The following is an 18,635-nucleotide window of genomic DNA, read 5'->3' as shown; positions in this document are numbered from 1 at the left end:
GACGGGTGTTTCAGTGCCCGTCAAGCCCAGGGATACCCGGTCGACCGGGTATCCCTGGCCGGCTCAGGAGTCGGCGGGGGTCTCGCCGGTCACCACGAAGACGACCCGGTTGGCCACCGTGACGGCGTGGTCGGCGATGCGCTCGTAGTAGCGGCCCAGGAGCGCCACGTCGACGGCCGGCTCGACACCGGCGGTCCACTCCTGGCCCAGCAGCTCGGCGAACGACTTGCGCCGCAGCTGGTCCATCTCGTCGTCGTCGGCGACCAGGTCCTGAGCCGCGGAGACATCGCGGTCGCGGAGGATCTGGCAGGTGCGCCCGACCATCTGCTCGGCCACCTCCGCCATTCTCTGGATGGTCGGCTCGGCGATCTCGGGAACAGCCTTGTTCGGCGTACGCAGCCGGGCGATCTTGGCGATGTGGACGGACAGATCGCCCATCCGCTCGAGGTCGGAGATCATCCGCAGCGCGGCGACGACGACGCGCAGGTCGCCGGCGACCGGGGACTGCAGTCCGAGCAGCTCGAGGGCGTTCTCTTCGATACGCTCGCGGGCGTCGTCGATCTCGACATCCTTGTCGATCACCTGCTCGGCGAGGTCGTTGCGGGCCTCGAGGAGAGCGATGGTGGCGTCGCGTACGGCCACCGATACCAGCTCACAGACATTGGTGAGATCGGTGAAGATGGCATCGAGGTCGTCATGGAAAGCAGCGCGCATGTCCCGATCCTAGACACCTGACATGTACTGACCTTCATCGCGAGTGAACCGATGGTGAACGTTCGGCGCGGAGACATCCAGTGGTGAAGAAAGGGTGTTTGATGGGATTACCCTGATCGTGTGGACTCGACGACGCAGGCCTTTCTTGCTGCGCTCCTCGGCGCTGTCGTCGCCGGAGCGGCGGTGCTTGCGTGGGCGATGAGCGAGCGTTCCCGCCAGCGGATCCCGGAGACCGAGCCCCCGAAGGTGCCCTCCGAGGTGGCCGCTGTGCTCTCGGTCCTGCGCAGCAGCGCGGTCGTGGTGGACGAGGACGACACCGTCCTGAAGGCCAGCGCTCCCGCCTACGCCCTGGGGCTGGTGCGCGGCACCTCACTGGTCTCCCCCGAGCTCACCGAGCTGGTCCATGGCGTGCGCCGCGACGGCCAGATCCGCGAGACCGAGCTGGTGATCTCGCGCGCCAACGGGGCATCGCGCCACGTCACCGCCCGCGTCGCCCCGCTCGGCACCCGCCTGGCCCTCGCCCTGGTCGAGGACCGCACCCGCGAACGCCGCGTCGAGGCCGTACGCCGCGACTTCGTCGCCAACGTCAGCCATGAGCTCAAGACCCCGGTCGGCGCGATCCGGGTGCTGGCCGACGCGGTCACCGAGGCCTCCGACGACCCCGAGGCCGTACGCCGCTTCTCCAACCGGATGATCACCGAGTCCGAGCGCCTGACCGAGCTCGTCCAGCAGATCATCGAGCTCTCCCGGCTCCAGGGTGACGAGCCTCTGGAGGCCCCGGTCGCGGTCGACGTCGACAAGGTCATCGCGTCCGCCATCGACAGCTCGACCGTCGATGCCGACGCCAAGAGCATCAACGTGGTCAGCGCCGGCACCGCCGGGCTGCACGTCTTCGGCAACGAGGAGCAGGTCTCGACCGCGGTGACCAACCTGGTCTCCAACGCGGTCGCCTACTCCGACCCCGGCTCGACCGTGACCGTCTCCACCCGCGCCACCGACGGCTCCGTCGAGATCTCCGTGGTGGACCAGGGCATCGGCATCCCGTCCACGGAGATCGACCGGATCTTCGAGCGCTTCTACCGGGTCGACCCCGCCCGCCACCGCTCCACCGGCGGCACCGGTCTCGGCCTCTCGATCGTCAAGCACGTCGCCGCCACACATGGTGGCGAGGTCAAGGTCTGGTCGCAGGAGGGTCAGGGTTCCACCTTCACCCTCACGCTGCCCCAGCACCTACCAACTGCCGGGCAGTCCGGCACAAGCAAGGAGGAACGCCCGTGACCCGGGTACTCGTCGTCGAAGATGAAGCCAGCTACAGCGAGGCGCTGTCCTACATGCTCCGCAAGGAGGGCTTCGAGGTCGCCGTCGCCGAGGACGGCACCGACGCTCTGAAGGAATTCGACCGCAACGGGGCAGACATCGTGCTGCTCGACCTGATGCTTCCCGGCCTCTCCGGCACCGAGGTGTGCCGGCAGATCCGGGCCACCTCGTCCGTCCCGGTCATCATGGTGACCGCCAAGGACGACGAGGTCGACAAGGTCGTCGGACTCGAGCTCGGTGCCGACGACTACGTCACCAAGCCCTACTCGCCGCGCGAGCTCGTCGCCCGCATCCGCGCCGTCCTCCGCCGCGGCACCGAGCCCGACACCGCCCCGGCCACCCTCGAGGCCGGCCCCGTCCGGATGGACGTGGAGCGCCACGTCGTGACCGTCGACGGCAACGAGCAGCGCCTGCCCCTCAAGGAGTTCGAGCTCCTCGAGATGTTCCTGCGCAACCCCGGCCGGGTCCTCACCCGCGGCCAGCTCATCGACCGGGTCTGGGGCTCCGACTACGTCGGCGACACCAAGACCCTCGACGTCCACGTCAAGCGCCTGCGCGCCAAGCTCGAGCCGGACCCGTCCGAGCCGAAGTTCCTGGTCACCGTACGAGGGCTGGGTTACAAGCTCGATCTGTGAGGGCCGGCTGGATGTTCGTCTAGGTATGCAGCCGAACCGTCGCTTCCCACGCGGAACTCCGCTTGGGAAGCGACGGTTTCTCTACATACCTTGCTGAACCGCGGCCGGCACCCGCGGCATCACCAGCGACATCAGCGCGGCGGCGGCGCACAACGCGCCGGCGGCGTACCAGACCAGGTCGTAGGAACCGGTGACGTCGCGGACGACGCCGCCGACCCAAGCGACCAGACCGGCGCCGACCTGGTGGGAGGCGAGGACCCAACCGAAGACGATCGGGGCGTCTTCGGGCCAGACCTCGCGGCAGAGCGCCAGCGTGGGCGGCACGGTGGCGACCCAGTCGAGGCCGTAGAAGACGATGAAGAACACCATCGGGATGTGCACCTCGGGTGCCAGCAGCATCGGCAGGAAGATCAGCGAGATCCCGCGCAGCGAGTAGTAGACGCCGAGCAGCACCACCGGGTTGAAACGGTCGGTGAGCCAGCCGGAGAAGATCGTCCCGGCAACGTCGAAGATGCCGATCACGGCGAGCAGCGAGGCGGCCGCGACCGTGGCCATACCGTGGTCGTGCGCGGCAGGCACGAAGTGGGTCCTGATCAGCCCGTTCGTGGTGATCCCGCAGATCGCGAAGGCGCCGGCGAGGAGCCAGAAGGCCTTCGTACGCATCGCCATCCCGAGCACTCGCACGGTCCGCAGCGCGGCGCCGGTCGCCGGTGCGGGCCGCGGCACGATCTGCGACGCACCGTAGGGCGCGAGGCCGACGTCGGCCGGGTAGTCGCGGAGCAGCAGGAGCACGAACGGGATCACCGCGGCCGCGACCAGGGCGATCGTGACCGAGGCGGCCCGCCAGCCGAACTCGCCGATCAGGATGGCCAGCACCGGCAGGAAGATCAGCTGTCCCGAGGCGCCTCCGGCGGTCAGCAGACCGCTGACCAGGCCCTGGCGCTTGTCGAACCAGCGGGTGGTGATGGTGGCGCCGAAGGCGAGCGCCATGCAGCCGCTGCCGCCGCCGACGAGGACGCCCCAGCCGAGGACGAACTGCCACGACTCGCTCATCCAGACAGTGCCGAGCGAGCCGAGGGTGATCATCGTGAGCGCGACGGCCACCACGGGACGGATGCCGAAGCGGTCCATCAGCGCCGCGGCGAACGGCGCGGTCAGGCCATAGAGCGCGAGCTGCAGCGTGATCCCGGCCCCGATCGTGCCCCGCGACCAGCCGAACTCCTCGTGCAGCGGACCGACCAGGAGCCCAGGTGCCGCGGTGAAGGCGGCGGCGCCGACGATGGTCACGAAGGCGATGCCGGCCACCCACCAGGCGGGGTGGATGCGGGGTCGACGGGCGGAGGTGCGGCCGGCAGGCGGCGGGGTCGTCGTCTGGGCGGTGTCCTGAGCCTGTCGAAGGGTCATGGGGATGATCCTTCCGGGTGCTCGCCCGGACCGACAGTGGCCTGATTGACATCTATCGATAAGATCCAGCCATGGGTGACGTACGGGTTCCCTCTCCGCACCGGGTCGCGGTGCTGATCCAGGACGGGTTCATCCCGTTCGAGATCGGCATCCCGCACCGGATCTTCGGCAAGGCACGCGACAGCCAGGACCGGCTGCTCTACGAGGTCATCACCTGCACCCCCGACGGGCCCGGGCCCGTGCAGTCGGACTCCGACGTGGTCGTCCTCGCGCCGCACGGTCCCGAAGCCCTCGCCGAGGCCGACACCGTGGTGATCCCGAAGTTCGGCCGCGACTACCCGACCGTCTCCGACTGCGTGCTGACGGCGCCGCTCAAGGAGGCGATCGACATGATCCGACCCGGCACCAGGATCATGTCGATCTGCACCGGCGCCTTCGCGCTCGCCGCCGCCGGTCTCCTCGACGGCCGTCCGGCGACGACCCACTGGGCCCACACCGACGACTTCCGCGCACTGTTTCCGCAGGTCAAGCTGGACCCTGACGTACTCTTCGTCGACGACGGCGACATCCTCACCTCCGCCGGCGTGGCCTCCGGCGTAGACCTCTGCCTGCATGTCGTACGCAGCGACCACGGCGCCGCGGTCGCCAACCGGGTCGCCCGCGCGACGGTCGTCCCGCCCCACCGCGACGGCGGCCAGGCGCAGTTCATCCGCCACCCTGCGCCGGCGCCGGGCGGCACCGGCATCTCGGCGGCGACCGCCTGGGCGCTCGCTCACCTCGACCAGCCGCTCACCCTGGAGACGATGGCGGCCCAGGTGTCGATGTCGGTGCGTACCTTCACCAGGCGGTTCCGCGACGAGACCGGCGACTCCCCCGGCCGCTGGCTCCAGCGCCGGCGCATCGAGCTCGCCCGCACCCTCCTGGAAACCACCGACCTGAGCATGGAGCAGGTCGCCGCCCGCTGCGGACTCAGCACCGCTCAGTCCCTCCGCCTCCACTTCCACGCTGCCCTCGGCGTCACCCCGACGGCGTACAGACGAACCTTCCGCGGCTGACATCCACCGAGGCGTCACCCCCGTCGGCCGAAGCGTCACCCCGGTCGGCCGAGTAGGCGGCAATTGACGTCTCGGCCGACGCCAGCGACGTCTCGGCCGACGCGGTCGACGCTTCGGCGGGGACGAGATGGCGGGATGTCGAACATCGTTGGCCGATATCCGCTCGCCGGAATGCGAACCTGTCTCTAGCCTCTTATCGTGACGACGACGATCGAACCGGCCCCCTCCACGACGACACCGCTCTGGAAGCCGCTCGTCGCCTGTGGGCTCACGCTGGTTCTGTGGGCATCGGCGTTCGTCGGGATCCGTCACCTGGGTGACACTGTCCCGCCGGGGAGCCTGTCGCTGGGCCGGCTGATCGTGATGGTCGCGGCGCTCGGTGCCTACCTCGCGCTGAAGGGCGGGTTCCGCCTGCCGACCAAGCGGGAATGGCCGCTGATCGCTCTCGGCGGCGTGTCGTGGCTGGGCATCTACAACCTCGCGCTCAACGAGTCGGAGCGGCGGATCGACGCCGCCACCGCCGCCCTGATCATCCAGGTCGGACCGATCTTGGTGGCCCTCCTGGCCGGCGTCGTCCTCAAGGAGCGGATCCACCGCTGGATCCTGATCGGCACCGGCGTCGGGTTCGCGGGCGTCGTCCTGATCGGGCGCGCCTCGGCCAACGGCGACACCGGCGACTGGATCGGTGTCATCCTCTCGCTGGTCGCCGCGATGACCTTCGCCGTCGGCGTGCTGACGCAGAAGAAGCTGCTGCCGACGATGAGCGCGCTGCTGCTGACGTTCTGGTACGCCGTCGCCGGCCTCGTCGTCTGCCTGCCCTGGTCGGGCGAGCTGGTCACCACGATCCCCGACATCAGCGTCGCCAACCTCGGCTGGATCGTCTACCTCGGCCTCTTCCCGAGCGCCCTGGCATTCGTGACCTGGGCTTATGCGCTCTCCCACTCCGATGCCGGCAAGTTTGCGCAGTCGACGTTCCTGGTGCCGTTCATCACCGCCCTGATGGCGTGGCTGGTGCTCGGCGAGGTGCCGCCGGCGCTCGCCTTCGTCGGTGGCGCGATGTGCATCGCGGGTGTGCTGATCACCCGCCGCCAGCCGCGTTAGCCCTTGGCGGTGTCCTCGCGCTCGAGCCACCCGCGAAACGCCTCGAGGTTCGCCGTCGACTCACCGCGCAGCTTGCGCCACTCCCACTCCTTGCGGATCGAGGACGCGAAGCCGAGCTCGAGGATGGTGTTGAAGGACTCGTCCGCGTACGTCAGGACCGAGCCGAGCAGGCGATCGAGCTCGTCCGCCGTGACCATCGCGAGCGGCAGCCGGCCGTCGAGGTAGATGTCGCCGAGCCGGTCGAGCCCGAAGGCCACCCCGTAGAGCCGCAGGTTGCGCTCGAGCAGCCAGCGGTAGACGGTCTCGTGGTTCTCGTCGGGGCGGCGGCAGACGAAGGCGTGCACACCCAACGCGTGCTGCCCGAGGTCGAGCCGGACCGGCGTCTGCAGCTTGCGCTCGCCCGGGAGCGAGAACGAGAAGACCAGGTCCCCGCTCGGCAGCTCCGTCTCGTCCCAGGTCAGGTCGTTGGACTTCAGCCAGCCGCGTACGACCTCGTCCTGCTCGGTCCGCGATTGCGCATTCATGCCGTCAGCTCCTCACGCATCAGCATCTTGGCCTCTTCGTAGACCTCGAGCGTATTGCGTGCGGTGAGATCCCAGGAGAAGTCCTGGGCGTGTTCGCGCGCGCCGTCGGCCAGCGCCGACCAGCGCGAGTGGGAGGCGACGGCGTTGGTGAGGGCGTCGGCCCACTGGGCCGGGTCGTGTCCGTCGACCAGGAGACCGCTGCGGCCGTGGTGTACCGCGGTGGTCAGGCCGCCGACCGCGGCCGCGACGACCGGGGTGCCGCACGCCTGCGCCTCGACGGCGACCAGACCGAAGGACTCGTTGTAGGAGGGGACGGCGACCACGGAGGCGGCGGAGTACCAGAGCGCGAGCTCGTCCTGGCGCACCGGCGGCACGAACCGGACCACGTCGGATATCCCCAGCTCAGCGGCCAGATCGGCCAGGCCGGTCGGGTGCTCGAGGCCGGAACCGGAGGGACCCCCCACGACCGGCACCACCAGCGACCGGCGCAGCGACGGGTCGCGGGCGAGCATGACGGCAGCCGCCCGCAGGAGTACGTCGGGAGCCTTGAGCGGCTGGATGCGGCCGGCGAAGAGGAGCACGTGAGCGCGGGCCGGCAGGCCGAGCGCGGCACGCGCGGCGGCCCGCCCGCGCGGACGGAAGACCCGCAGGTCGACCCCGGGATGCACGACGGCGACGCGACCGGGCTCGGCGTCGTACATGTTGATCAGCTGCTTGGCCTCGAGGTCGGTGTTGGCGATCAGCATGTCGGCCGCGTCGACGACCTGCTCCTCGCCGATCACCCGGGCATCGGGCTCGGGGCTGTCGCCCTCGGCGAGCGCCTCGTTCTTGACCTTGGCCATGGTGTGCATGGAGTGGACCAGCGGCACGCCCCAGCGGTCGCGGGAGAGCGCCCCGACCTGGCCGGAGAGCCAGTAGTGGGAGTGGACGGCGTCGAAGTAGCCCGGCGGGTTGGACGCCTCGGCGCGGAGCACCTCGCGCGCGAACGTGCACAGCTGACCGGGGAGGTCGCCCTTGGCGAGCCCCTCGAAGGGACCGGCGTGGACGTGGTGGACCGCCACCCCGTCGTACGCCTCCACGACCTGCGGCAGGCGCGAGGAGGTCGCGCGCGTGAAGATGTCGACCGCGATGCCCTGCGTGGCCAGCCGCCGGGAGAGCTCGAGCACGTAGACGTTCATGCCGCCGGCGTCGCCGGTGCCGGGCTGGTCGAGCGGAGAGGTGTGCAGACTGACCATCGCCACGCGGTGGATCATGCCTGCCCCTTCTTGTGAACGCCTTCGGTCGCACCCATCAACACGCGAACGCGGGACATCATTCCCTGCGGCGGGAATCATCTTCGATCGTGGGACCCGATACCCAATGTCGAGCGACCCACGAGAGAATGGATCCATGCCCTCCAAGAACGCTGTCGTCACCGGCGCCTCGAGCGGGATCGGCGCCGCCACCGCCCGCCAGCTCGCCAAGGAGGGCTACCACGTCTTCCTCGCCGCCCGCCGGGCCGACCGGATCGAGGCACTGGCCGCGGAGATCGGTGGCACCGCGGTCGCGACCGATGTCACCTCCGACGAGTCCGTCGCCGCGCTGGCCGAAGCGGTCGGTGACCGTCTCGACCTGCTCGTCAACAACGCCGGCGGCGCCTTCGGCGTGGACCAGGTGGCCGAGGCCGACCTGGCCAAGTGGCAGGCGATGTTCGAGGTCAACGTGATCGGCCTGACCCGGGTGACCAAGGCGCTGCTCCCGGCCCTGATCGCCTCGGGCGCGGGCGCGGTCGTCAACGTCGGCTCGATCGCCGGCCGCCGCGCCTACGAGGGCGGCGCCGGCTACAACGCGGCCAAGTTCGGCACCCGCGCGGTCACCGAGGCCCTGCGCCTGGAGATCGTCGACAAGCCGGTGCGGATCATGGAGATCGCGCCGGGGATGGTGCAGACCGAGGAGTTCTCGCTCGTCCGCCTCGGCGGCGACCAGGCCGCGGCCGACGCCGTCTACCGGGGCGTCGCGGAGCCGCTGGTGGCCGAGGACATCGCCGACGCGATCGTCTGGATGGCCACCCGGCCGGCTCACGTCAACATCGACGAGCTGGTCATCAAGCCGCGCGCCCAGGCCGCCCCGCACAAGGTGCACCGCGAGGGCTGACCCCGACCTCCGAACCGGCCTCTGACCTGGTCTGGACCAGGCCAGAGGGGCGCCGAGGATTGAGTACGTGGCAGCCGACGGTGTCACACTCGAACCGTGCAGACGATCGGACTCATCGGCGGCATGAGCTGGGAAAGCACAGCCGCTTACTACGAGGGACTCAACAAGGGTGTCCAGGAGCGGCTCGGCGGTCTTCACTCCGCCAAGATCGTGCTGGCCTCCGTCGACCTGGCCGAGCTGACGGCGCTGCAGGAGAAGGAGTCCTGGGACCAGGTCGCCGAGATCCTGGTCGCGGCCGCGCGCAGCGTCGTGGCCGGTGGGGCCGACTTCATCCTGCTGTGCACCACCACCTTCCACAAGGTCTACGACGAGGTGGCTGCCGCCGTCGACGCACCGGTGCTGCACCTGGCCGACGTGCTCGCCGAGAAGTCCAAGGAGCTCGGCATCACCAAGGCCGGCTTCCTCGCCACCCGCTACACCGTGGAGAACGACTTCTTCGCGCAGCGGATCTCCGACCACGGTGTCGACGTGAACCTGCCCGACACCCTCCATGTGGAGATGCTCGACTCGATCATCTACGAGGAGCTCGTCCACCGGAACGTCGTGCCCGGATCACGCAAGCGGGTCCTCGAGGTCGTCCACGAGCTGTGGGACGCCGGGTCCGACGGTGTCATCCTCGGTGCCTCCGAGCTCAGTCTCCTGGTGCGGCCCAGCGATGTCGACGTACCCATCCTCGACGCCATCACCGTTCACGTCGAGGCGGCCCTCAACCGGGCCCTCGGCTCGTAGTCGTCGCGGTCTACTGCTCGAGCATCCGGTTGGCGAGCTCGCGCAGCTCGGGGCTCAGGTCGCCCTCGTGCACGACCGTCCGCTGCCCATCCACCTCGAACTCGTAGATGTAGCGGTCGGCGCCCTTCGGCTTCGACGGGACCGCCTTGGCCAGCAGGTCACGCACCGTGGCCGCCTGTGAGTCGCCGGGCGCGAGCTCGACCGCCCCCTCCGTCGTACGCCCGATGAACCCGCCGCTGCGGCGTACCTTCACCACGGTCGGCGCCTCGCCGTCGGGCGCGGGCGTCCCGGACGCCGGGGTGACGCCGACCTCGGACCAGGCCGTCGTGACCGCCTCGGCGTGCTCCCCGGCCTCGGCGATGGTGGCCGCCGCGAACCCGGCGAAGTCGGTGTCGGTGGTGACAGCACCGTTGGTCAGCGCGGCGTACCAGATCTTGCCGGCACCGTCCCACGAGCTGCCGCCGATCGCCGTGGCGGCGAGGGCGAAGGCGCGGTTGGGGATGCCGGAGTTGATGTGCACGCCGCCGTTGTCGTCGGTGCCCTCGTAGATGTCGTCCATGTGGGCCGGCTGCGGGTCCTTGCCCAGGTCGGGGTCGTCGTAGGCGGTCCCGGGCTCGAGCATGTGCCGCAGGCCGACGCCCTGGACCGAGTCGGTGAAGAGACCGGCGCCGATGATCCAGTCGGCCTCCACGGCGCTCTGGCCGAGGAGGCGCTGCTTGATGCAGGAGCCGTAGACGTCGGAGATGTGCTCGTTGAGCGCGCCGGGCTGACCCTGGTAGACGAGGCCGGCGGTGTGCTCGGTGACGGCGTGGGAGAGCTCGTGGCCGATCACGTCGATGGCCTTGGTGAAGCGCTGGAAGACCTCGCCGTCACCGTCGCCGAAGACGAGCTGGGTGCCGTCCCAGAAGGCGTTGGCGTAGTTGCGGTCGTAGTGGACGGTCATCACGACCTCGATGCCCTCACCGTCGTAGGAGTCGCGGCCGTAGACCTCCTCGAAGAGCGCGAGCGAGGCGGTGATGCCGGTCGCTGCCTCGTCGACGCTCTCGTCGCCCGACTCCGGCTCACCCGCGGCGCGGACCTTCTCCCCGGGCAGGTCGGTGCCGTTGCCGGCGGAGTAGACGGTCCAGTCGCCGGCCTCGGCGGCGGTGCGGCCCGCCTCCGGGGCGGGGAGCTCGGCGAGGACCCTGCTCAGGTGCTCGGCCCGAGCGGCTCGGAAACCGTTGTCCTGGTCGAGACGACCGGGATCGAGCCGCTGCATCAGGTAGGGGGGCACGATGTGGCAGACGTGATTCCGAGAGGTCATGGGTTCAGCCAACCGTCATCTCCGGATGCGGGTCAAGGAGGTCGCGACGGATAAGATCAGACGTCCCGTCCCGCGCCAGAAATCGAGCCGCTTCGCACATGTCCGAGATCCTCAAGGCCAATCTTCGCAACGTCGCCATCGTTGCGCACGTCGACCACGGCAAGACCACGCTGGTCGACGCCATGCTGAAGCAGGCCGGTGCCTTCTCCGAGCACGCCATGGAGTCGGTCGAGGACCGCGTCATGGACTCCGGTGACCTGGAGCGCGAGAAGGGCATCACCATCCTCGCGAAGAACACCGCCATCCACTACAACGGGCCGAGCGCGCCCGAGGGGATGACGATCAACATCATCGACACCCCCGGCCACGCCGACTTCGGTGGTGAGGTCGAGCGCGGCCTGTCGATGGTCGACGGGATCGTGCTGCTGGTGGACGCCTCCGAGGGCCCGCTGCCGCAGACCCGGTTCGTGCTGCGCAAGGCGCTCAACGCCGACATGCCGGTCGTGCTGGTCGTCAACAAGGTCGACCGCCCCGACGCCCGCATCGAGGAGGTCGTCGACGAGACGTACGAGCTCTTCATGGACCTGCTCGACGACTCCCACAGCCAAGACGCCCTCGACTTCCCGGTGATCTACGCCTCCGGCAAGGCCGGCGTCGCCTCGCTGGAGCAGCCGGCCAACGGCGAGCTGCCCGACTCCAAGGACCTCGAGCCGCTCTTCTCCACCATCCTGGAGACCATCCCGGCCCCGACCTACGAGGCCGGCGCGCCGCTGCAGGCCCACGTCACCAACCTCGACGCCTCCCCGTTCCTGGGTCGCCTGGCGCTGGTCCGCATCCACCAGGGCACCCTGAAGAAGGGCCAGAACGTCGCCTGGATGCAGCGCAACGGCGAGACCAAGAACGTACGCATCACCGAGCTGCTCATCACCGACGGCCTCGAGCGCAAGCCCGGCGAGGAGGCCGGCCCCGGCGACATCGTCGCCGTCGCGGGCATCCCCGAGATCATGATCGGCGAGACGCTGGCCGACCCGGAGAACCCGGTCGCGCTGCCGCTGATCCACGTCGACGACCCGGCCATCTCGATGACCATCGGCACCAACACCTCCCCGCTGGTGGGCAAGGTCAAGGGCGCCAAGGTGACCGCGCGGATGGTCAAGGACCGCCTCGACCAGGAGCTCATCGGCAACGTGTCGCTGCGCGTCCTGCCGACCGACCGCCCCGACGCCTGGGAGGTGCAGGGCCGCGGTGAGCTCGCGCTGGCGATCCTCGTCGAGCAGATGCGTCGCGAGGGCTACGAGCTGACCGTCGGCAAGCCGCAGGTGGTCACCCGCGAGGTCGACGGCAAGCTCCACGAGCCGTTCGAGCGCCTCACCATCGACGCCCCGGAGGAGTTCCTCGGCACCATCACCGAGCTGCTCGCCAACCGCAAGGGCCGCATGGAGGGCATGACCAACCACGGCACCGGCTGGGTCCGGATGGAGTTCATCGTCCCCTCCCGCGGCCTGATCGGCTTCCGCACCGACTTCCTCACCGAGACCCGCGGCACCGGCATCGCCCACCACATCTCCGAGGGCTACTTCCCGTGGGCCGGCGAGATCCGCTCGCGCAACAACGGCTCGCTGGTCGCCGACCGCGCCGGTGCCGCCTCGGCCTACGCGATGACCTCGCTCCAGGAGCGTGGCGTGCTCTTCGTCGAGCCGACCACCGAGGTCTACGAGGGCATGATCGTCGGCGAGAACTCCCGCCAGGACGACATGGACGTCAACATCACCAAGGAGAAGCAGCAGACCAACATCCGGTCCGCCACCTCCGACAACTTCGAGAAGCTCATCCCGCCGAAGAAGCTCTCCCTCGAGCAGTGCCTGGAGTTCTGCCGCGAGGACGAGTGCGTCGAGATCACCCCGGACCAGATCCGTATCCGCAAGGTCATCCTCGACCAGAACGAGCGGGCGAAGATCGCGAGCCGAGCGCGCAAGGCCAACAAGTAGCTGGGTCCTCACGACGGTCGCCGACCCTTGGGTCGGCGGCCGTTTCGTTGTGTTCGGCCTGCGACACTTCCACCATGATGCGTACGCATGTGGAGGCCGGGACCGTCGTCAAGGAGAGTTGAGTGACCCTCACGACCACTGCCGCGCTCGTCAGCGCGGCCTACCAGGAAGGCCGCGGTGTCGCCGCCTTCAACGCGATCAACCTCGAGACCGTCGAGGCCATCACCGCCGGTGCCGAAGCTGCGAACCTGCCGGTCATCGTGCAGATCAGCGAGAACGCGGTGCGCTATCACGGCGGACTGGCGCCGCTCGCCCAGGCCGCGATCGCCGTCGCGTCCAGCTCCACGATCCCGATCTCGCTCCACCTGGACCACGCGACCGACGAGCGCCTGGTCGGGATCGCGGTCGACCTCGGCTTCTCGTCGGTGATGTACGACGCGTCCCAGCTGTCCTACGCGGACAACCTCACCCGCACCGCCGCCGTCACCCGCCGCTGTCACGACCGGGGTGCCCACGTCGAGGCCGAGCTGGGGGCGGTGGGCGGCAAGAGCGGCGTCCACGCGCCCGGCGTCCGCACCGACCCTCAACAGGCGGCCGCTTTCGTCGCCAGCACCGGTATCGACGCCCTCGCCGTCGCGGTCGGGTCGAGCCACAAGATGACCACGCGTGACGCGACCCTGGACGAGGCGCTGATCTCGGCGATCCGCCGCACGGTCGACGTACCGCTGGTCCTGCATGGCTCTTCCGGCGTGAGCGACGACGGGCTCCGGGCCGCCATCGCGGCCGGGATGACGAAGATCAACGTCGCCACCCAGCTCAACAAGGCGTTCACCGCCGCGGTGCGCGACCCTCGGCGCCGACCCCGAGCTGGTCGACCAGCGCCGCTATCTCGGCGCCGGCCGAGATGCCATGGCGACGGAGACGGCACGCCTCCTGACGGTGATTTCTCACCAATAGAGTGGAAGCGCTCCCACAACAACAAAATCGTTACTCCCGCGCCTCTTGACACGGAGTTGTGAGCACACTCACACTCTCCCTAGTCCCGAGAGTGGAAGCGCTCTCACTCCCCACACAGACGTGCAGGAGCACCCCCGTGTCCAAGATCTCCAAGTCATGGCGCCGTACGCCACGGACCGCCCTCGCCGCGTGCGCGGTCGCCTCCCTCGTCACCGGCCTGACCGCCTGCGGCGGTGGCGGTGGCGACGACGAGCAGGCCGCCCTCGGCAAGGACGACACCCTGACCATCACGACGTTCAGCGAATTCGGCTACGGCGACCTCATCAAGGAGTGGAACGCCGACCCTGAGCGCCCCTTCAAGGTCAAGCAGACCGTGGTCGCCGAGTGGGACACCTGGAAGCAGAGTCTCACCACCGGCCTGCAGTCCGGCGAGGGCCTCACCGACATCGTCGCCGTCGAGGGCGACATGATGCCCGCGCTCGTCGCCGAGGGCGCCTCCGAGCAGTTCGTCGACCTCACCGACAAGGAGCTCGACAACCGCTGGATGGAGTCGAAGTACCTCGAGGGCCAGACCGCCGACGGCAAGCAGATCGGCTACCCGACCGACGCCGGCCCCGAGGCGTTCTGCTACCGCGCCGACCTCTTCGAGAAGGCCGGCCTCCCGTCCGACCGCGAGTCCGTGAAGGCCCTTTTCAAGGACTGGGACACCTACTTCGCCACCGGCGAGCAGTTCAAGAAGAAGGTGCCGAACACGGCTTGGTACGACTCCAGCGGTGCGATCGCCCAGGCGATGCTCAACCAGGTCGAGTTCCCGTTCCAGACCAAGGACCAGAAGATCGACGTCGACAACCCGGAGCTCCGGGAGGTCTACGACACGGTCTCGCAGTACGCCCCCACCCTCTCGACGAAGGTCGAGCAGTGGGGCGAGGACTGGATGGCCAACTTCACCAACGACGGTTTCGCCACCATCCCGTGCCCGGGCTGGATGTTCGCCAACATCAAGGACTCAGCGCCTGACGTGAAGGGCTGGGACATCGTCGACGCCTTCCCGGGCGGCGGCGGCAACTGGGGCGGCTCCTACCTCGCCGTCCCGGCGCAGTCGGAGCACCAGGAGGAGGCCAAGGAGTTCGCCAACTACCTGACCAACGCCGAGTCCCAGGTGGCCGCGTCCAAGGTGGCCGGCAACTTCCCCGCCAACCTGGAGGCACAGTCGGTCCTGGCCGAGGAGAACGCCACCGACCCCTACTTCAACAACGCCCCGACCTCGCAGATCCTCGCCAGCCGTGCGGAGGCCGTGCCGGCGGGTGTCCCGTTCAAGGGTGACAAGTACTCCGACATCCTGGGCCTCTTCCAGCAGGCGATCCGACGTGTGGACGAGGGCACCGACCCCGAGAAGTCGTGGGCGACCTTCGTCGAGGGCGTCGAAGGAATGTCCTGATCCATGCCGACCACCACCTCTGCCCCGGTCGAGAACGCCACCCCGGCGCCCTCGACCGGGGCAGCACCCCGCCGCCAGGCGTGGCGTAACCGGCTCTCCCGGTGGGACTTCAAGTTCTCCCCCTACCTGTACGTCGCGCCGTTCTTCCTCGTGTTCATCCTCATCGGGCTCTACCCGATGCTCTACACCGGCTACCTGTCCTTCTTCTCCTGGCCCGCCTACGGGTCCGAGGTCGGTCCATGGGTCGGCTGGGACAACTACGCCCACGTCCTCGGTGACTCGGTCTTCCGCAAGGCCTTCTGGAACACCATCGGGATCTTCCTGCTCTCCTCGGTGCCCCAGATCATCGTGGCGACGATCCTCGCCGCTCTGCTCGACACCCGGCTCAGGGGTCGCACCCTGTGGCGGATGAGCATCCTGCTGCCCTTCGTGGTCGCTCCCGCCGCGTCCGCGATGATCTTCGGCGCGATCTTCGCCGACGGCACGGGCCTGATCAACCAGACGCTCGACGGTTTCGGCCTCCCGAAGGTGCCGTGGCACGCCGACCGGTTCGCGAGCTGGACCGCGATCGCGACCATGGTCAACTGGCGCTGGACCGGCTACAACGCGCTGATCATCCTCGCCGCCATGCAGGCGATCCCGCGAGACCTCTACGAGGCGGCCGAGATCGACGGAGCCTCCAAGGTGAAGCAGTTCTTCAACGTCACGCTGCCCTCGATCCGGCCGACGATGATCTTCGTCATCGTCACCTCGACCATCGGTGGCCTGCAGATCTTCACCGAGCCCCGGATCTTCGACACCAACCTGCGTTTCCAGGGTGGCTCCGACTTCCAGTACACGACCCTGACGATGTACGTCTTCAACACCGCCCAGACCACGACCAACCCGTATCCGCGTGCGGCCGCCGCTGCCTGGGTGCTGTTCCTCATCATCGTGGGGATCGCGTTGGTCAACTTCCTGGTCACCCGGGCCGTCCAGCGAAGGAGCCTGCGATGAGTAGGAGACCTGGATTCCTTGTGTACGGCCTGCTCACGGCATTCCTGCTGGGCTCGGCCTTCCCTCTCTACTGGTCCTTCGTGATCGGCTCGGTCACCCGGCAGCGGGCGATCCAGTCGCCTCCGCCGCTGATCCCGGGAGGGCACTTCCTCGAGAACGCCGCCCGGGTCTTCGACCGGATCGACTTCTGGTCGGCGCTGCTCAACTCGATCATCGTCTCCGGGATCTCGGCGGCATCGGTGGTGCTGTTCTCGACCCTGGCCGGCTACTCCTTCGCCAAGCTCCGCTTCCGCGGCGCCAACGCGGGGATGGTCTTCGTCGTCGCCACTTTGGCGGTGCCGACGCAGCTGGCCCTGGTGCCGATGCTCAAGCAGTTCTCCAACCTCGGCCTGACCGGCACGCACGCCGCGGTGATCCTGCCGTGGGTGGTCACCGCGTTCGGTGTCTTCTTCATGAGGCAGTACCTCGTCGATGCGATCCCCGACGAGCTCATCGACGCGGCGCGCGTCGACGGCGCGTCCATGATCCGTACGTTCTGGACCGTCGCCATCCCGGCAGCGCGTCCGGCCATGGCGATCCTCGGTCTGTTCACCTTCATGCAGGTGTGGACCGACTTCATGTGGCCGCTGATCGTGCTGCAGGGGTCCGACGTGCAGACCCTGCAGACCGCGCTCGACGCGCTCAAGGTCGCGCCCGGTCAGGGACACGCCGACATGGCCCTGGTCCAGGCCGGAACGATCCTCGCGACCGTCCCCCTACTTCTGTTGTTCATCGCCACCGGACGCCACCTGGTGTCCGGCATCATGCAAGGAGCCGTCAAAGGATGACCACCTCGACCCATCAGGGCCGCGCCTTTCCCGAGAACTTCCTCTGGGGCGCTGCCACCGCGTCCTACCAGATCGAGGGAGCGGTCGACGAGGACGGACGTACGCCGAGCAACTGGGACACCTTCTCCAGAGTTCCCGGGGCGATCCTCAACGGCGACACCGGCGACGTGGCCTGCGACCACTACCACCGGATGCCCGAGGACGTCGCGCTGATGAAGCGCCTCAACCTCGCCTCGTACCGCTTCTCGACGGCCTGGCCGCGGATCCGGCCCGACGGCGGGAAGGTCAACCAGGCGGGGCTCGACTTCTACAGCAGGCTCGTCGACGAGCTGCTCGAGGCCGAGATCGCGCCGTGGATCACGCTCTACCACTGGGACCTGCCGCAGGCGCTCGAGGACCAGGGCGGCTGGACCAGCAGGGACACCGCCTACCGGTTCGTGGAGTACGCGACCACCGTCTACGACGAGCTCTCCGACCGCGTCGACCACTGGACGACGCTGAACGAGCCGTGGTGCTCGGCGTTCCTCGGCTACACCGGTGGCCAGCACGCGCCGGGCCGGCAGGAGGGCGTGGCCGGAATCGTCGCGGCCCACCACCTCATGCTCGGCCACGGCCTGGTGGTCAACGAGCTGCGCAGCCGCGGCGCGACCCCGGAGAACGGGAAGTACCTCGGCATCACCCTCAACCCGACGGTGTCGGACCCCTTCGACCCCGAGCGGCCCGAGGACGTCGACATGGCTCGCCGCCTCGACGGCCTGCACAACCGGGTCTTCCTCGACCCGCTGCTGCGGGGCAAGTACGCCGACGACCTGGCCACCGACACCGAGGGCCTCACCTTCCAGGGCCGGCCGTGGCAGGACTGGGTGCTCGACGGCGACCTGGAGGTCATCTCCACGCCGCTCGACGTGCTCGGGGTGAACTTCTACTACGGCCACGCCCCCGCGGCGCTGCCGTACGAGGTCGAGCGCGACCAGGAGCTGGGCAGCCGGATCGCCCACTCCGAGATGCCCCGGTCGAGCCCCTACCCGGGCGCCGAGTTCGTGACCCCGCGCACCGGTCGGCCGACGACCGACCGTGACTGGGAGATCGACCCGGTCTGGCTGACCCGGCTGCTGACCCGGCTCAGCGGTGAGTACGGTGCCCCGCCCCTCTACATCACCGAGAACGGGGCTTACTACGATGATGTGGTGGAGGATGGCGCCGTGCACGACACCGCCCGCCTCGACTACATCGACCAGCATCTGCGCGCGACGCTCGACGCGATCGAGCAGGGTGCGGACGTACGCGGCTACTTCGCGTGGTCCCTGCTCGACAACTTCGAGTGGAGCTACGGCTACGCGCACCGGTTCGGGATCGTGCACGTGGACTTCGAGACCCAGGTGCGCACCCTGAAGGACAGCGGCCTCTGGTTCGCCGATGTCGCCGCCAACAACCGGGTGCCGGCCCGCCCGTGA

The 18,635-nt window shown here is 69.0% G+C and carries 17 protein-coding genes; 12 read left to right on the top strand and 5 right to left on the bottom strand.

What is annotated here, in order from left to right:
* Positions 1 to 63: 63 nt before the first annotated feature.
* Complete coding sequence (gene phoU, locus ACFVJS_RS01265; RefSeq protein WP_165111251.1) at positions 64 to 714, bottom strand: phosphate signaling complex protein PhoU; 651 nt, start codon at positions 712 to 714, stop codon at positions 64 to 66.
* A 120-nt stretch (positions 715 to 834) separates the two neighbouring features.
* On the opposite strand from phoU, the gene ACFVJS_RS01260 reads away from it, so the two are divergent.
* A complete protein-coding gene (locus ACFVJS_RS01260; protein ID WP_378876636.1) occupies positions 835 to 1,992 on the top strand; it encodes a sensor histidine kinase in 1,158 nt (385 codons plus the stop codon).
* Positions 1,989 to 2,666 carry a response regulator transcription factor gene (locus tag ACFVJS_RS01255; RefSeq protein ID WP_071327220.1) on the top strand — a complete coding sequence of 226 codons (678 nt, stop codon included), beginning with the start codon at positions 1,989 to 1,991 and terminating at the stop codon, positions 2,664 to 2,666. Before ACFVJS_RS01260 ends, ACFVJS_RS01255 begins: the two co-directional genes overlap by 4 nt.
* Before the next feature lie 81 nt (positions 2,667 to 2,747).
* Here the strand turns inward: ACFVJS_RS01255 and ACFVJS_RS01250 are convergent, their stop codons facing one another.
* Positions 2,748 to 4,070 carry an MFS transporter gene (locus ACFVJS_RS01250; RefSeq protein ID WP_378876634.1) on the bottom strand — a complete coding sequence of 441 codons (1,323 nt, stop codon included), beginning with the start codon at positions 4,068 to 4,070 and terminating at the stop codon, positions 2,748 to 2,750.
* A gap of 71 nt (positions 4,071 to 4,141) precedes the next feature.
* On the opposite strand from ACFVJS_RS01250, the gene ACFVJS_RS01245 reads away from it, so the two are divergent.
* Positions 4,142 to 5,125, top strand: a complete 984-nt coding sequence (locus ACFVJS_RS01245; protein WP_378876632.1) for a GlxA family transcriptional regulator — start codon at positions 4,142 to 4,144, stop codon at positions 5,123 to 5,125.
* A gap of 198 nt (positions 5,126 to 5,323) precedes the next feature.
* Complete coding sequence (locus ACFVJS_RS01240; RefSeq protein WP_378876630.1) at positions 5,324 to 6,226, top strand: DMT family transporter; 903 nt, start codon at positions 5,324 to 5,326, stop codon at positions 6,224 to 6,226.
* On the opposite strand, the gene ACFVJS_RS01235 is transcribed toward ACFVJS_RS01240, so the two are convergent.
* On the bottom strand, positions 6,223 to 6,750 hold the full coding sequence (locus ACFVJS_RS01235) for a YbjN domain-containing protein (RefSeq protein ID WP_378876628.1): 528 nt from the start codon (positions 6,748 to 6,750) through the stop codon (positions 6,223 to 6,225). The two genes, ACFVJS_RS01240 and ACFVJS_RS01235, sit on opposite strands and share 4 nt — an antisense overlap.
* Entirely contained in the window at positions 6,747 to 8,003 is a 1,257-nt protein-coding gene (gene mshA, locus ACFVJS_RS01230) for a D-inositol-3-phosphate glycosyltransferase (protein ID WP_378876626.1), read from the bottom strand. The genes ACFVJS_RS01235 and mshA overlap by 4 nt, the downstream gene beginning before the upstream one ends.
* 136 nt (positions 8,004 to 8,139) lie before the next feature.
* On the opposite strand from mshA, the gene ACFVJS_RS01225 reads away from it, so the two are divergent.
* Positions 8,140 to 8,883 carry an SDR family NAD(P)-dependent oxidoreductase gene (locus ACFVJS_RS01225; RefSeq protein ID WP_378876624.1) on the top strand — a complete coding sequence of 248 codons (744 nt, stop codon included), beginning with the start codon at positions 8,140 to 8,142 and terminating at the stop codon, positions 8,881 to 8,883.
* A gap of 96 nt (positions 8,884 to 8,979) precedes the next feature.
* Positions 8,980 to 9,672 carry an aspartate/glutamate racemase family protein gene (locus tag ACFVJS_RS01220; protein WP_378876622.1) on the top strand — a complete coding sequence of 231 codons (693 nt, stop codon included), beginning with the start codon at positions 8,980 to 8,982 and terminating at the stop codon, positions 9,670 to 9,672.
* A 10-nt stretch (positions 9,673 to 9,682) separates the two neighbouring features.
* Here ACFVJS_RS01220 and ACFVJS_RS01215 read toward each other — a convergent pair whose 3' ends face one another.
* Positions 9,683 to 10,975 carry a M4 family metallopeptidase gene (locus ACFVJS_RS01215; protein WP_378876620.1) on the bottom strand — a complete coding sequence of 431 codons (1,293 nt, stop codon included), beginning with the start codon at positions 10,973 to 10,975 and terminating at the stop codon, positions 9,683 to 9,685.
* A gap of 98 nt (positions 10,976 to 11,073) precedes the next feature.
* On the opposite strand from ACFVJS_RS01215, the gene typA reads away from it, so the two are divergent.
* The 6 genes from typA to ACFVJS_RS01185 all read left to right on the top strand — a co-directional run bounded on the left by typA (position 11,074) and on the right by ACFVJS_RS01185 (position 18,635).
* The gene (gene typA, locus ACFVJS_RS01210; RefSeq protein ID WP_378876618.1) at positions 11,074 to 12,963 is read left to right on the top strand and encodes a translational GTPase TypA; all 1,890 of its coding nucleotides are present in this window, start codon (positions 11,074 to 11,076) and stop codon (positions 12,961 to 12,963) included.
* A gap of 122 nt (positions 12,964 to 13,085) precedes the next feature.
* A complete protein-coding gene (locus ACFVJS_RS01205) occupies positions 13,086 to 13,982 on the top strand; it encodes a class II fructose-bisphosphate aldolase (protein WP_378876616.1) in 897 nt (298 codons plus the stop codon).
* 74 nt (positions 13,983 to 14,056) lie between these two features.
* Positions 14,057 to 15,358, top strand: coding sequence for an extracellular solute-binding protein (locus tag ACFVJS_RS01200; RefSeq protein WP_378876614.1), 1,302 nt, complete (start codon positions 14,057 to 14,059; stop codon positions 15,356 to 15,358).
* Positions 15,359 to 15,361: 3 nt separating this feature from the next.
* A complete protein-coding gene (locus tag ACFVJS_RS01195) occupies positions 15,362 to 16,354 on the top strand; it encodes a carbohydrate ABC transporter permease (protein ID WP_378876612.1) in 993 nt (330 codons plus the stop codon).
* Positions 16,351 to 17,181, top strand: coding sequence for a carbohydrate ABC transporter permease (locus ACFVJS_RS01190; protein WP_378876610.1), 831 nt, complete (start codon positions 16,351 to 16,353; stop codon positions 17,179 to 17,181). Before ACFVJS_RS01195 ends, ACFVJS_RS01190 begins: the two co-directional genes overlap by 4 nt.
* The gene (locus tag ACFVJS_RS01185) at positions 17,178 to 18,635 is read left to right on the top strand and encodes a glycoside hydrolase family 1 protein (protein WP_378876608.1); all 1,458 of its coding nucleotides are present in this window, start codon (positions 17,178 to 17,180) and stop codon (positions 18,633 to 18,635) included. The genes ACFVJS_RS01190 and ACFVJS_RS01185 overlap by 4 nt, the downstream gene beginning before the upstream one ends.

This window comes from Nocardioides sp. NPDC057772 (genome assembly GCF_042798075.1).
GTDB lineage: Bacteria > Actinomycetota > Actinomycetes > Propionibacteriales > Nocardioidaceae > Nocardioides.
This window is presented reverse-complemented; position numbering and strand designations above follow the sequence as displayed.

Coding starts and splice junctions, on each gene's coding strand:
- mshA (WP_378876626.1), bottom strand. CDS start 8,003: ATGATCCACCGCGTGGCGATGGTCAGTCTGCACACCTCTCCGCTCGAC.
- ACFVJS_RS01235 (WP_378876628.1), bottom strand. CDS start 6,750: ATGAATGCGCAATCGCGGACCGAGCAGGACGAGGTCGTACGCGGCTGG.
- typA (WP_378876618.1), top strand. CDS start 11,074: ATGTCCGAGATCCTCAAGGCCAATCTTCGCAACGTCGCCATCGTTGCG.
- ACFVJS_RS01215 (WP_378876620.1), bottom strand. CDS start 10,975: ATGACCTCTCGGAATCACGTCTGCCACATCGTGCCCCCCTACCTGATG.
- ACFVJS_RS01195 (WP_378876612.1), top strand. CDS start 15,362: ATGCCGACCACCACCTCTGCCCCGGTCGAGAACGCCACCCCGGCGCCC.
- ACFVJS_RS01245 (WP_378876632.1), top strand. CDS start 4,142: ATGGGTGACGTACGGGTTCCCTCTCCGCACCGGGTCGCGGTGCTGATC.
- ACFVJS_RS01190 (WP_378876610.1), top strand. CDS start 16,351: ATGAGTAGGAGACCTGGATTCCTTGTGTACGGCCTGCTCACGGCATTC.
- ACFVJS_RS01250 (WP_378876634.1), bottom strand. CDS start 4,070: ATGACCCTTCGACAGGCTCAGGACACCGCCCAGACGACGACCCCGCCG.
- ACFVJS_RS01185 (WP_378876608.1), top strand. CDS start 17,178: ATGACCACCTCGACCCATCAGGGCCGCGCCTTTCCCGAGAACTTCCTC.
- phoU (WP_165111251.1), bottom strand. CDS start 714: ATGCGCGCTGCTTTCCATGACGACCTCGATGCCATCTTCACCGATCTC.
- ACFVJS_RS01225 (WP_378876624.1), top strand. CDS start 8,140: ATGCCCTCCAAGAACGCTGTCGTCACCGGCGCCTCGAGCGGGATCGGC.